General features: G+C 45.8%; 14 protein-coding genes. 9 read left to right on the top strand and 5 right to left on the bottom strand.

Going from position 1 to position 12,910, the window contains the following annotated elements; genetic code table 11:
- The first annotated feature begins 23 nt into the window (after positions 1–23).
- Positions 24–494 (top strand): tRNA (uridine(34)/cytosine(34)/5-carboxymethylaminomethyluridine(34)-2'-O)-methyltransferase TrmL, encoded by a 471-nt coding sequence (gene trmL / locus B3Z23_RS15540; protein WP_294912003.1) that lies wholly within the window; start codon positions 24–26, stop codon positions 492–494.
- 39 nt (positions 495–533) lie between these two features.
- On the opposite strand, the gene cysE is transcribed toward trmL, so the two are convergent.
- From cysE to B3Z23_RS15515, 5 genes are all read right to left on the bottom strand, one after another.
- Positions 534–1,355 carry a serine O-acetyltransferase gene (gene cysE, locus B3Z23_RS15535; protein ID WP_294912001.1) on the bottom strand — a complete coding sequence of 274 codons (822 nt, stop codon included), beginning with the start codon at positions 1,353–1,355 and terminating at the stop codon, positions 534–536.
- 74 nt (positions 1,356–1,429) lie between these two features.
- On the bottom strand, positions 1,430–2,449 hold the full coding sequence (gpsA, locus tag B3Z23_RS15530) for an NAD(P)H-dependent glycerol-3-phosphate dehydrogenase (protein WP_294911999.1): 1,020 nt from the start codon (positions 2,447–2,449) through the stop codon (positions 1,430–1,432).
- Positions 2,449–2,907, bottom strand: coding sequence for a protein-export chaperone SecB (secB, locus tag B3Z23_RS15525; protein ID WP_294911997.1), 459 nt, complete (start codon positions 2,905–2,907; stop codon positions 2,449–2,451). Before secB ends, gpsA begins: the two co-directional genes overlap by 1 nt.
- Positions 2,908–2,949: 42 nt before the next feature.
- Positions 2,950–3,204, bottom strand: coding sequence for a glutaredoxin 3 (gene grxC, locus B3Z23_RS15520; protein WP_038015974.1), 255 nt, complete (start codon positions 3,202–3,204; stop codon positions 2,950–2,952).
- 19 nt (positions 3,205–3,223) lie between these two features.
- Complete coding sequence (locus tag B3Z23_RS15515; protein WP_294911995.1) at positions 3,224–3,655, bottom strand: rhodanese-like domain-containing protein; 432 nt, start codon at positions 3,653–3,655, stop codon at positions 3,224–3,226.
- 251 nt (positions 3,656–3,906) lie between these two features.
- Here B3Z23_RS15515 and envC point away from each other — a divergent pair, with 251 nt between their 5' ends.
- From envC to B3Z23_RS15475, 8 genes are all read left to right on the top strand, one after another.
- Entirely contained in the window at positions 3,907–5,208 is a 1,302-nt protein-coding gene (gene envC / locus B3Z23_RS15510) for a murein hydrolase activator EnvC (RefSeq protein ID WP_414716501.1), read from the top strand.
- Position 5,209: 1 nt separating this feature from the next.
- Positions 5,210–6,124 (top strand): divergent polysaccharide deacetylase family protein, encoded by a 915-nt coding sequence (locus tag B3Z23_RS15505; protein ID WP_294911990.1) that lies wholly within the window; start codon positions 5,210–5,212, stop codon positions 6,122–6,124.
- Between the two features lie 268 nt (positions 6,125–6,392).
- Positions 6,393–7,325, top strand: coding sequence for an ADP-glyceromanno-heptose 6-epimerase (gene rfaD / locus B3Z23_RS15500; RefSeq protein WP_294911988.1), 933 nt, complete (start codon positions 6,393–6,395; stop codon positions 7,323–7,325).
- A gap of 14 nt (positions 7,326–7,339) precedes the next feature.
- Positions 7,340–8,401 (top strand): ADP-heptose--LPS heptosyltransferase RfaF, encoded by a 1,062-nt coding sequence (rfaF, locus tag B3Z23_RS15495; protein WP_294911987.1) that lies wholly within the window; start codon positions 7,340–7,342, stop codon positions 8,399–8,401.
- Positions 8,389–9,360: a lipopolysaccharide heptosyltransferase RfaC gene (rfaC, locus tag B3Z23_RS15490; protein ID WP_294911985.1), complete on the top strand. Its 972-nt coding sequence runs from the start codon at positions 8,389–8,391 to the stop codon at positions 9,358–9,360. The genes rfaF and rfaC overlap by 13 nt, the downstream gene beginning before the upstream one ends.
- A gap of 105 nt (positions 9,361–9,465) precedes the next feature.
- Entirely contained in the window at positions 9,466–10,512 is a 1,047-nt protein-coding gene (rfaQ, locus tag B3Z23_RS15485; RefSeq protein WP_294911982.1) for a putative lipopolysaccharide heptosyltransferase III, read from the top strand.
- Between the two features lie 2 nt (positions 10,513–10,514).
- Positions 10,515–11,642 (top strand): glycosyltransferase family 4 protein, encoded by a 1,128-nt coding sequence (locus B3Z23_RS15480; protein WP_294911980.1) that lies wholly within the window; start codon positions 10,515–10,517, stop codon positions 11,640–11,642.
- The gene (locus B3Z23_RS15475; RefSeq protein ID WP_294911978.1) at positions 11,639–12,898 is read left to right on the top strand and encodes an O-antigen ligase family protein; all 1,260 of its coding nucleotides are present in this window, start codon (positions 11,639–11,641) and stop codon (positions 12,896–12,898) included. The genes B3Z23_RS15480 and B3Z23_RS15475 overlap by 4 nt, the downstream gene beginning before the upstream one ends.
- Positions 12,899–12,910: the final 12 nt, after the last annotated feature.

Genomic DNA, 12,910 nt, shown 5'->3' with positions numbered 1-12,910 from the left:
GGCTCTCGTCAGCGGGAGCCAATATGATCAATATCGTTTTATTTGAACCTGAAATTCCACCCAACACCGGTAATATCATCCGACTATGTGCTAATACCGGTTTTTCCTTACATATCATCGAACCACTGGGATTTGCCTGGGATGATAAGCGGCTACGTCGTGCCGGGCTGGACTATCACGAATTTACGTCTGTCCGCCGGCATGCCAGTTACCAGGCATTTATCGACAGTGAGCAACCTGCCCGCTTATTCGCGCTCACCACTAAAGGTACTCCGGCGCACAGTGCGATAGCATGGCAGGCAGGTGATTATCTGATGTTTGGACCGGAGAGTCGCGGCATACCCACAGACATACTGAATAGCTTACCGGCCATGCAAAAAATACGTATCCCGATGGTACCGGAAAGCCGAAGTATGAATCTGTCTAATTCGGTTGCCGTGGTGATTTATGAAGCCTGGCGCCAACTTGGCTATGAAGGGGCTCTGGTCCGATGAACCCTTAAGCTGGTCGGGGGAAGACTTCCCCCGGAACTTTTAAATCCCGTCGCCAAATTCAAATCCGGCAATGACACCATTGAAATGCTGATCCATATCCATTGAAGGTTTTTCACTGGTCGGACGGCCAACGATACGCGCCGGAACACCTGCTACCGTGGTATGCGGAGGAACGGGTTGCAGAACGACAGAACCGGCACCAATTTTAGCCCCGCGGCCAACATCAATATTGCCTAATACTTTCGCTCCGGCCCCAATCATAACGCCTTCCCGTATTTTAGGATGACGATCACCACAGGTTTTCCCCGTACCGCCCAGTGTGACAGATTGCAGGATAGAGACATCATTCTCTATTACCGCCGTCTCACCGACAACAATGCCCGTTGCATGATCCAACATGATACCGCAACCAATGGTGGCTGCCGGATGAATATCAACACCGAAAGAGACAGAAATTTCATTTTGCAGATAGACAGCCAGAGACCGACGTCCCTCTTTCCAAAGCCAGTTGCCTATACGATAGGCCTGCAGCGCATGGAAACCTTTCAGATACAGTAATGGTGTTGAATATTTATCTACAGCAGGATCTCGCTGACTCACTGCAGTAATATCTCTGGCCGCAAACCGAATCATCGTTGGATCTTTACGGTAGGCTTCTTCAACAATTTCGCGAATAGCAATCGCCGGCATAATAGGATTTGCCAGTTTATTGGCCAGCATATAACTCAGGGCACTACCGAGGTCTTCATGTTTAAGCAGTGTCGCATGAAAAAAACTGGCCAGCATTGGCTCACCTTCAGCCAGACTTCTGGCTTCAGCAATAATACTCTCCCAGATTTGTGCTAATTCTTCAGACGACATGACTACACTCCCGATAAAAAAGCGCCCTGTCAGGCGCCTGTATAAGCTTCATGGCTGGTCAAACAAAGATAAATTCAGAGAGCCTCTTTTTCATCTTTCCTTTCACGCCCTAGCAGTGAAAGTGCGGCCTCTTTGGCCGGTTTCCCGCAATAGAGTACCTGAAAAATCTGTTCAGTAATTGGCATTTCGACACCGGCTCTGGCAGCTAATGCTTTCACTTCTTTGGTATTACGATAGCCTTCTACCACCTGACCAATACTTTTTTCAGCATCAGTCACACTATTCCCCTTGCCCAGCAACATGCCGAAACGACGATTACGTGACTGATTATCAGTACAGGTCAGCACTAAATCACCCAGCCCCGCCATTCCCATAAATGTGGCAGGATCGGCACCCAATGCAGCGCCCAGTCGACTCATCTCAGCCAACCCCCGGGTGATCAATGCCGTTCGGGCATTCGCACCAAAGCCAATACCATCCGAGATTCCGGCACCAATCGCAATCACATTTTTGACCGCACCTCCCAACTGGACACCGATCAGATCATGATTGCTGTAGACCCGAAAGCTCTTACCACAATGCAGCTTATGCTGCAGTGCCTCTGCAAATACCGGTTCGGTCGAGGCTAGAGCAATGGCTGTTGGCATACCTGCAGCCAGTTCTTTGGCAAAGGTTGGCCCCGAAATCACGGCCAAAGGAATGCTATCACCGAGGATCTCTCTGGCGACATCCTGTAGCAGTCTTCCGGTTTCACGTTCCAGACCCTTGGTTGCCCATACCAATCGGGAATCAGCCTCCAGGCAAGGTTTGATCTGACTAAGTACGTCACCAAACACATGACTTGGTACTACGACCAAAATATCCTGGCTGGCAGTTATAGCGTCAGTGAGAGAGGGTTCAATCACCAGATTATCGGGGAAAGGTACGTCAGGCAGGAATTCCGTATTACAACGGTCAGCCTGTAATCGCTGGAGATGTTGTGGGTTATGCCCCCACAAAACGACCGAATGACCATTACGAGCCAGCGTAATGGCCAAAGCGGTGCCGTAAGAACCGGCACCGATCACACTGACAGAATGGCTACGGCTATTCATCAGGCTTCCTGTGAAGCACTACCTTCTTGTTCTTGCAGGTAGTTCATGAATAAGGCATCAAAATTGACCGGAGCCAGGTTCAGTTGCGGGAATGTACCGCGTGAAACCAGACCAGAAATACACTCACGTGCGTAAGGGAACAGGATGTTCGGGCAGTATGCACCCAGACAATGCGCCAGTTGGGTCCCTTCAATTCCGGCGATAGTGAAGATACCTGCCTGCTGAACTTCACACAGGAACGCTGTATCTTCGCCGACAGTCGCGGTGACGGTAACACGCAGCACGACTTCAAAAATACCGTCTGCCAGTTGTGAGGATGCAGTGTCCAGGTCCAGCTTAACTTCAGGTTCCCACTCTTTCTGGAAAACCTGAGGGGCATTCGGCGCTTCAAAAGAGATATCTTTTGTGTAAACACGTTGGATCTGGAAAGTCATTTCACTGCTATTTTGTTCTGACATGGTACTTGGTCCTGTTAAGTTGAAATTTGTTTCACCCGGGTTTCAGGCTTGCAATAAAGGGTCCAGACCTTGTTGTGCCTCAAGGGCATACAGGTCATCGCAACCACCAATATGTTTTCCGTCAATGAAGATCTGAGGTACCGTGGTGCGACCGCTACGTTCGATCATACCCGCGCGCTTTTCAGCGTCACCATCAATAGCGATCTCATTAAACGCTGCTCCTTTTTGTTGTAACAGCGCTTTCGCACGGTGACAAAACGGACAGGTCTGCTTAGTGTAAATATCGATTGTTGGCATTGTCAGCACCTCTGATAAATTATTTACCACGAACCAGCGGGAGGTTTTCACCACTCCAGCCACTGATACCGTCTTTTAATACTGAAACATTAACAAATCCTGCGGCAGATAACTGGCTGGCGGATTCACCGGCAGACTGTCCGGTCGCACAGACAACAATCACCGGCTGAGTTTTAAATTTTTCAATTTCAGCCAGATTGCCTTTTTTGATCTCAGCTGCGGCCAGATTTACCGCGCCAGAAATATGACCTTTGCGATAATCATCGCGGGAACGCACATCAACAACCACGGCATCCTGTTTGTTAATCAGGTGAGTCGCTTCGCCACGACTGACCGTTTTAACTTTAGAAAACAGCCCCTTAAAAGTAGTAACAATCACCAGCACCAATAAAACAACCCAGGCCAGACACAGAACCAGGTGATTGCGCGCAAATTCCATATAATCTTGCATGAGGGGTAACAACTCCAGACCGGATAAAAATAAGATAATATAAGGGTTCTGAGTATACCTGCGCAGCCTGGCATGTACAGACACTAAACACCTGAAGGCGTGATTTATCCGTCATTTTACCAGGCAAATGCCAGATTCCGACACTCTTCCCTTACCTGTTGTCTGATTATGCCATTAATGCCTGATACAAACTATAAATCCCTGCTGCCAGGCTGGAAAGCAACCATGCATCGTGAAATAATCAGCGTCCTATGACGAAAAAAAAGCCTGTTACCTGCATTTCGCCAGACAATGCAATTCTGCACCGCCACCGGAGCCGGGAATTGCCAAAACTGGTCTCCAGTCTGCTGTATGCGGGCATTTTGTGTTTGCCTTTTGCCCTCCATGCAGCTGACGATAACAAAGCGCAACTTAAATCAATACAACAGGATATTGCGAATAAAGAGCAAAGCGTCCGTACGCAGAAAATTAAGCGCAGTAATCTGCTGGACCAACTGCAAAGTCAGGAAAAAGTCATCGCTCAGGCCAGCAGGCAATTACGGCAAACTCAAACCATTTTAAATGGCATAAACCGCGATATTGCCACTCTGACTCGCTCGATTAGTGCTCTGGAAAAACGCCAGAGCCGGGAAGAGAATTTACTGGCGCAACAACTGGATGCTGCATTCCGCCAGGGTCAGCACAGCGGGATTGAACTGCTCCTGAGCGGTGCGGCTGGTCAGAGAAACGATCGGATACTCACCTACTTCACTTATCTGAATCAAGCCCGCCAGCAGAATATTGAGTCTCTGAAGCAGACCCGTGCGGAACTGGCAGAGAAAAAAGAGGCGCTGGAACAGAAACAGCAGCAACAGCAAGGGCTACTCACCCGGCAACAGGCTCAACAGGCTAAGTTGCAACAAGCTAAAGCAGCCCGCCAGAAAACACTCAGTATTCTTGAGTCATCTCTCGAAAAAGATCAGGCGGATTTAGTTGAAATGCGCCAGAACGAAAGCCGGTTGCAGGCGAAAATCGCCCGTGCAGAACAGGCAGCCCGGGCCCGTGCTGAGCAGGAAGCCCGCGAAGCTGAACAGGTCAGACAACGCCAGGCTCAGGCTCAGGCCAAAGGCTCCACTTACCGGCCGACTGAGGGTGAGCAGGAGTTGATGGCCCGAACCGGAGGGCTGGGAAGACCTGCGGGGCAGTACCCATGGCCGGTAAAAGGCAAACTATTACACCGGTTTGGTGAAACACTGCAGGGTGAACTACGCTGGAAAGGATTAGTGATCGGTGCCCCTGAAGGCACCGAAGTCAGGGCTATCGCCGATGGACGTGTGCTGATGGCAGACTGGTTACAGGGTTACGGGCTGGTCATTGTTATCGAGCACGGAAAGGGGGATATGACCCTGTATGGTTATAATCAGAGTGCTCTGGTCAATGTCGGAGCTCAGGTCAGGGCCGGGCAGCCAATTGCCCTGGTGGGTACCAGCGGCGGAAGAGGCATACCTTCGTTGTATTTTGAAATTCGCCGCCAGGGCCAGGCCGTCAATCCCATCAGCTGGTTAGGAAGATAATGTGTTACATCGTTTAAAGATTGTCACTTTTATCAGTACATTACTTGTCTGTCAGGCAGCATCAGCCGGAAAGCTGGCTATCGTCATCGATGACTTTGGTTACCGGCCAAAAGAGGAAAACCAGGTATTACAAATGCCTGCTGCCATCTCCGTCGCGGTATTACCGGATGCGACTCACGCCCGCGAAATGGCTGTCAAAGCACATCAGACAGGGCATGAAGTGTTAATTCACCTGCCAATGGCACCGCTCAGCAAGCAGCCACTGGAAAAAAACACCCTGACTCCGGACATGAGTAGCACTGAAATCGCCAGAATTATTCAGCTCGCCGCTGAGCATGTCCCTTATGCGGTCGGTCTGAATAATCATATGGGCAGTAAGATGACCTCCAGCCTGCCCGGAATGATTAAAGTGATGCAGGTGCTGAACCACTATAATTATTATTTCCTGGACAGCATGACCATCGGTAACAGTCAGTCAGTGAAAGCCGCGCAGGGAACCGGAGTTAACGTTCTGAAAAGGAGAGTTTTTCTTGATGATACACAGAACGAAGCCGATATCCGCCAGCAATTTCTGCGCGCCGTGAAACTGGCCGAACGTGACGGCTCCGCGATCGCCATAGGCCATCCTCACCCGACAACCGTCAGAGTGCTGCAACAAATGCTGCCAAACCTGCCAGCGGATATTACCCTGGTCCGGCCCAGCCAGCTACTGAACGAAAGTGTGCGCTCTTCTGCTGCCCTGCCTGATAAAGCCCCTCCGGCTCCGGCGAAGAAACCATTGATCGGAAAAGCTCTGGCAGCGCAGTGCCACACTCAATCGCCACCGAAACCGCTGGTACCGGCCAATGGAATTGAGATTATTTATAACAGCATCAAAAACAGCCAGTTTATCCGGGACTTAAAAGCTATTTTTTAATTGTGACTGCCATCTTTTCCATCGGGAAAAGATGGCGTTCCGGACTGCAGTTATCTGGTGCACCCATCTCTACTTTCACGCTATCCTCTGACCCTGTATGCGCTTTTCAGGTAACCCTTTCATCATCATAGTGAAAAAATGTGTCGCAGATCGATGGAAGCATGCTTTCAGCGAGAACATACCCTGCCTTTACGGTGTCTGAAATGGTATGATCGCCCGATATAAACGTGGTATTCCATACTTCACGTCCTCACTCAAAGGTACGCTTATGATTATCGTTACTGGTGGCGCCGGCATGATCGGCAGTAATATTGTAAAAGCCCTCAATGACCGCGGGCATACTGACATTCTGGTCGTAGATAACCTGAAAGATGGTACTAAATTTGCCAATCTTGCCGACCTGAATATCAGTGATTACATGGACAAAGAAGAGTTTCTCGTCAGCGTACTGGCAGGGGATGATTTTGGTCCTGTCGAAGCGATATTCCACGAGGGTGCCTGCTCGTCCACCACCGAGTGGGACGGTAAGTATATGATGGATAACAATTACCAGTATTCAAAAGAGCTGCTGCACTTTTGTCTGGATCGCCAGATTCCTTTCCTGTATGCCTCTTCTGCAGCAACTTACGGTGGGCGGGATGATAACTTCATAGAAGATCGCCAGTACGAGGCGCCTCTTAACGTCTATGGCTACTCAAAAATGCTATTCGACCACTATGTTCGCAGCATTCTGCCTGAGGCCGAATCTCCGGTCTGTGGGTTCCGTTATTTTAACGTGTACGGCCCGCGTGAAGGCCATAAAGGCAGTATGGCCAGCGTTGCCTTTCATCTGAATACGCAAATCACTAACGGTGAAAACCCGAAACTTTTTGCCGGCAGTGAAAACTTCCAGCGTGATTTCATCTCTGTAGAGGACGTTGCCGCTGTTAATCTTTGGTGCTGGGAAAACAACGTTTCCGGCATTTATAACTGTGGTACCGGAAGAGCAGAATCTTTCCAGGCTGTGGCGGATGCCGTTCTGGCCTGGCACGGTCAAGGCGAAGTGGAATATATCCCGTTCCCTGAAAAGCTCAAAGGTCGTTACCAGGCTTATACTCAGGCCGATCTTAGTAACCTGCGAGCTGCCGGTTATGATAAGCCGTTTAAAACGGTAGCAGAAGGTGTGAGCGAATATATGGCGTGGCTCAACAACAAAGCATAAGAGATTTTCCGGCGATGAAAATATTGGTGATCGGCCCTTCATGGGTTGGCGATATGATGATGTCTCAAAGTCTCTATCGTACGCTGAAAGCACAACACCCGGAGGCCATCATCGATGTGATGGCTCCAGGCTGGTGCCGGCCGTTATTGTCCAGGATGCCTGAAGTCAGTCAGGCGATTGCAATGCCTATCGGCCATGGTTCACTGGCCATCAGTGAACGCCGCCGCATCGGTCGTTCACTGCGCGATAATCATTATGATCGCGCTTATGTGCTGCCAAACTCCTTTAAATCTGCACTGATCCCTTTTTTTGCCGGAATTAAACAACGTATCGGTTGGCGGGGAGAAATGCGCTATGGCTTACTGAACGATGCCAGAGTGCTGAACAAACCGGCTTTTCCATTAATGGTGCAACGTTACGTTGCTCTCGCCTACCCCGCCGGTGAAATGACAACCGCGGCCGCCCTTCCCCAACCGTTATTATGGCCTCAGCTCAGTGTCACCCAAGCCGAGAAAACAGAAACCGCCAGCCTGTTTGAATTACCCGCAGACCGGCCACTGATAGGATTTTGCCCCGGAGCCGAATTCGGGCCGGCCAAACGCTGGCCGCACTATCATTATGCGGCTCTGGCTCAGAAGCTGATTGCCAGAGGGTACCGGGTGGTATTATTCGGCTCAGATAAAGACCATGAAACCGGTAACGATATCCTCAACAGTCTTGATTCAGATGACACGCCATTTTGCCATAATCTGGCCGGAAAAACCCGGCTTGAGCAGGCAGTCATTTTACTCTCCAGCTGCGACGCGGTAGTGAGTAATGATTCCGGTCTGATGCATATTGCCGCAGCCTTACATCGTCCGTTAGTAGCATTGTACGGCCCCAGCAGTCCCGATTTTACCCCGCCACTCTCAAACCAGGCACGGGTGATTCGCCTGATTACCGGCTATCATAAAGTCCGAAAAGGCGAGGCAGACCTCGGTTATCATCAGAGTCTGATTGATATAAAACCTGCGCGTGTTATGGATGAACTGAGCTTATTACTGACACCTCCGCAGGAGAATGAATGCAGGTCCTGATTGTTAAAACTTCCTCTATGGGGGATGTAATTCATACTCTTCCGGCACTGACCGATGCTATGCAGGCAGTTCCGGGGATACTTTTCGACTGGGTCGTAGAAGAAAATTTTAGCCAAATCCCTGGCTGGCACCCGGCCGTTGATCAGGTATTACCCATTGCTATTCGTCGCTGGCGCAAACACTGGTTTGGCATCCAACAGCGGGAAGAACGTTTCCTGTTTAAACAAAAACTTCGCCAGCGCCAGTACGATATTATCATCGATGCCCAGGGGCTGATAAAAAGCGCGGCTCTGGTAACCCGGCTGGCACAAGGCGAAAAGCATGGTGCTGACAAAAACAGTGTCAGAGAGCCTTTTGCCTGTTGGTGGTATGACAAACGTCATGAGATTAAACAGCAACAACACGCCGTTGAACGTATACGTGACCTGTTTGCAAAAAGTCTGGGGTATGAAAAGCCCGCTACGCGTGGAGACTATGCTATCGCCGGGCACTTCACCCACGATCTGCCTGCCGATGCCGGGCGTTATATGGTATTTCTGCATGCCACTACCCGTGATAATAAACACTGGCCTGAACAACACTGGCGTGAGCTGATTCAGAAAGTGACGGAACGTGATTACTGCATAAAACTTCCCTGGGGTACTGAAGCCGAATATCAGCGCGCCGTCAGGCTGGCTGAAGGACATCCGCAGGTCACCGTTTTACCGAGACTCACACTGGCCGAAGTTGCCCGGGAACTGGCGGGTGCAAAAATCGTGGTGTCAGTCGATACCGGCCTGAGCCATCTGGCTGCGGCACTGGACAGACCCAATATCACACTATATGGCCCGACCGACCCGGGACTGATTGGCGGTTATGGTAAAAACCAGTTAGCCCTGCGCCCGGAGAGTGGCAACAGCATGGGAAATATTTCAGCCGAAGAAGTATATGTTAGCATGCTCAGATTGTTAACATCATAAATAAAATTAACCATTTGAATTTTATAAATAATAAAAGGATGTGCATGTGGTTGCTATCGAGCCAAGGGCGGTAGCGTGGCAATTCTCAAAAACCTAAGGTAAAAAATGGTCAAAGAAAATAATAAAATCAGTAGGGTTCTTGTTGTAAAATTTCGCTATCATGGAGACATGATTCTTACAACGCCTTTGATTAGCTCACTGAAAAAATCTTATCCTGCGTCAAAAATAGACATATTACTATATGAAGATACGGCTCCGGTCCTATCCTATAATGAGGATATCAATAAACTCTATACACTATCCAGGAAAAAAGATAGCCTCATAGAAAAAATAAAAGAATCATTTCTTGTTTTTAAAACATTAAGAAAAAACAACTATGATTTGGTCATTAATCTGGCAGATCAATGGCCAATTGCGTTAATGACATCCTTTCTCCCTTCTAAAAGGATAGGGGTCTATAAAGGAGATAAAATAAAAGGAAAGATTTGGTCCAGATTTTTTGATAAAACAGTGAGAGTAAATGCGGAAGAACATATTGTCTTACAAAACCTGAGCTTTCTGGAAAATGAGTGTATTCGAACTACAAAGCTTAGTATGCATTACAGCAAAGATGACACTAAAATACTTTCAAAGATCCCACCTGAAAGCATTGGTAATTATATTCTTATACAACCTACAACAAGACAATATTATAAATACTGGGATAATGATAAATTTTCGATTGTCATAAATCATTTTAAAGAAAGTGGATTCGAGGTTATTTTAACCAGTGGCCCATCTCAGCATGAAAAAGATATTGTTTATGATATATTCAAACAGTGCAAAGCCAAACCATTTATATCATTAGCCGGGGAAACGTCTTTTCCCGAGCTTGCAGTACTTATTGATAATGCAAAATTATTCATAGGACTCGACTCGGCACCGATGCATATGGCAGCAGCTCTTGAAACACCTGTTGTTGCACTGTTTGGTCCAACAGACCACAAGGTGTGGAGACCATGGACCGAAAATTACAGACAATTATGGGCAGGCGATTATGAAAAAATGCCAGATAATGCAGACTATAATAAATCAATAAAATATTTATCGTGCATTCCTGCTCAGGATGTCATTTGCGCAGCCGAAGAACTAATTAAAAAGGTATATAGATAAAAATGGTAATTACATTCTGTCTTTATAAATACTTCTCATTCGGGGGGTTACAGAGGGATTTTCTTGATATCGCATTAGAATGCGAATCGAGGGGACACAAAATATGTGTTCTGTGCACTGAGTGGCAAGGTGATATTCCTTCTTCATTTGAAGTCATAAAGATACCCAGAAGGGGATTAAGTAATCATATCAGGTTAAAGAACTTTTCAATAGACGCCAATATATTCCTAAAAAACAACCCCGCAGACTGTGTTGTAGGATTTACTAAGATGAGCGGGCTTGATTTTTATTATGCAGCTGAAGGATGTAATGCAGAAAAAGCAGCTACTGAAAAAGGTATATTTTACAGAATATCCTCCAGAAATCGAACTTATCTGAAGCTTGAACTTGATGTTTTTGGCCTACAAAGTAAAACAGAACTGTTAATGCTTGCACCAAAACAGATAGCTGACTTTAAGAAACATTACAATACTATTGAAAGCAGATTTCATCTGCTCCCTCCAGGTATTAATAAGGATAAAAAATACAGTAATCCTGTTTCTGTATCTAAGGCTCAATTTCTGAAGGATCATGGGATATCTGATGATAACTTTATTATTTTACAGGTAGGATCTGATTTTAAACGCAAGGGTGTTGACAGAAGTTTAAAGGCGATCGCCAGCCTTCCTGATAAAATAAAACAAAAATTAACTTTTTTAGTGGTGGGGCAGGACGACCCAAAAAAATTCATTAAATTATCTAAGGAATTAAATATAGAATCGATTATTAAATTCTACCCCGGGAGAAATGACATTAACATATTCATGCGTCATGCTGATATATTATTGCACCCAGCATATCATGAGGCTGCAGGTATTGTTATTTTAGAAAGCATCTGCTCAGGACTGCCTGTAATAGTTACTGAAAACTGTGGATATGCCCATTTTGTTAAAGAAGCAAACTGCGGTGCTGTCCTTGATTATCCATTTAATCAAAAACAACTAAATGATGAATTATACTTATTTATAACATCATCTAAAAAAAGGAGTATATGGTCGGGCAACTCTAAAAGCTTCTCAGACCAACATGACATATACAACCTGCATAGGGTTGCAGCAAATATAATTTGCGCAAAGGAAGTTAAATTATGATTAAACCTTCAGGGATTAATAAAATTTCTATTGGTAATATTCTTATTTTTATCTCCGGGGCTTTAACACTGACGTTTAAAAGTGGTTACATTGCAGGTACAATTCTTATGTTACCACTTATAATTTTCGATGCATATAAAAACATAAAAAAACCTTTAAACAAAGAACAGAAAATAATATTAATCACATATTTAACATATTTTATATCCCAGTTTATTTTCATTATACATGACACTGAATATAAACTCAGTGAGTTTGAACTTCCTTCCAGATGTTTACTCGGAATATTAATATTCTTATTTATCAGCAGAAATAAAATAAGCTTTCATTATATAAGCAATGGAATAGCTACTGGTGCAATCATTGGTGGAGCAATCGCTATTTATGAGAAGGTGTTTTTAGGTTGGGGGAGAGCATTTGATAATATAATGCCAATTCAGGCGGGTGATACCTGCATGAGCCTGGGGCTTATGTCGTTGTGTTTATCTTTTTACCACATAAAAAAAAACAATAAAAAATACTTTATTTTTTTTATTGCTGCCGCACTATCTGGGATTACAGGCAGTCTTCTCTCCGGTTCAAGAGGTGGGTGGATACTATTGCCTGTGAATATATTCATCATTATAAGCATGAACCGGGATTTAATATCCGGGAGAATTATCGGTGCATTACTACTTCTTATAACAATCCTTATATCAGTATGTTCTATACCATCACTTGGTGTTTATAGTCGCGTTAATTTAGCGGTGCAAGATTTACACAGGTTCACGGATAAACAATGGGCAGGTAATGATGGGACTAACTCCCTTGGAATTCGCCTGATGCTGTGGAAGTCCAATTGGAATAGCTTTAAAGAGAAACCATTGCTTGGTTGGGGTAATTTTGGAATTAGTAAAAGTTATAACTATCAATATGAAAAAGGAGATATACCCCTTTTCATAAGGGACTATGGAATAAACACTCACGCTCACAACCAATTTCTCGACGAAATGGCTAAAAAGGGATTATTTGGGCTGGCATCACTTTTATCCATCTTTTTGATTCCTGCGACCATGCTTCATAAGAAAGAAAAGGATAAGGAATCAAGAGAAATAAAACACATATCACAATCGGGCCTTTTACTTATATTCTCAACCATTGATTATTTTATTAGCCAGGCATTTTTTAACCATAGCTCTGGAATTAGCTTTTACTTCATAACAATTTCTATTTTGTTAGGTTTTTCATTAAGAATAATTAATACAAAATACGATTAATTAAATGCAAAT

The sequence above is a fragment of the Tatumella sp. UBA2305 genome (assembly GCF_002345795.1).
GTDB classification, from domain to species: domain Bacteria; phylum Pseudomonadota; class Gammaproteobacteria; order Enterobacterales; family Enterobacteriaceae; genus Tatumella; species Tatumella morbirosei.
The sequence above is the reverse complement of the archived record's forward strand: the minus strand, read 5'-3'. Positions and strand labels throughout refer to the sequence as shown.

What these genes read in the sequence shown, in the direction of transcription:
- B3Z23_RS15475 (WP_294911978.1), top strand. Translation starts at nt 11,639, where the DNA reads ATGATTAAACCTTCAGGGATTAATAAAATTTCTATTGGTAATATTCTT.
- rfaF (WP_294911987.1), top strand. Translation starts at nt 7,340, where the DNA reads ATGAAAATATTGGTGATCGGCCCTTCATGGGTTGGCGATATGATGATG.
- rfaC (WP_294911985.1), top strand. Translation starts at nt 8,389, where the DNA reads ATGCAGGTCCTGATTGTTAAAACTTCCTCTATGGGGGATGTAATTCAT.
- secB (WP_294911997.1), bottom strand. Translation starts at nt 2,907, where the DNA reads ATGTCAGAACAAAATAGCAGTGAAATGACTTTCCAGATCCAACGTGTT.
- B3Z23_RS15515 (WP_294911995.1), bottom strand. Translation starts at nt 3,655, where the DNA reads ATGCAAGATTATATGGAATTTGCGCGCAATCACCTGGTTCTGTGTCTG.
- B3Z23_RS15480 (WP_294911980.1), top strand. Translation starts at nt 10,515, where the DNA reads ATGGTAATTACATTCTGTCTTTATAAATACTTCTCATTCGGGGGGTTA.
- cysE (WP_294912001.1), bottom strand. Translation starts at nt 1,355, where the DNA reads ATGTCGTCTGAAGAATTAGCACAAATCTGGGAGAGTATTATTGCTGAA.
- envC (WP_414716501.1), top strand. Translation starts at nt 3,907, where the DNA reads ATGACGAAAAAAAAGCCTGTTACCTGCATTTCGCCAGACAATGCAATT.
- rfaD (WP_294911988.1), top strand. Translation starts at nt 6,393, where the DNA reads ATGATTATCGTTACTGGTGGCGCCGGCATGATCGGCAGTAATATTGTA.
- grxC (WP_038015974.1), bottom strand. Translation starts at nt 3,204, where the DNA reads ATGCCAACAATCGATATTTACACTAAGCAGACCTGTCCGTTTTGTCAC.
- gpsA (WP_294911999.1), bottom strand. Translation starts at nt 2,449, where the DNA reads ATGAATAGCCGTAGCCATTCTGTCAGTGTGATCGGTGCCGGTTCTTAC.
- rfaQ (WP_294911982.1), top strand. Translation starts at nt 9,466, where the DNA reads ATGGTCAAAGAAAATAATAAAATCAGTAGGGTTCTTGTTGTAAAATTT.
- trmL (WP_294912003.1), top strand. Translation starts at nt 24, where the DNA reads ATGATCAATATCGTTTTATTTGAACCTGAAATTCCACCCAACACCGGT.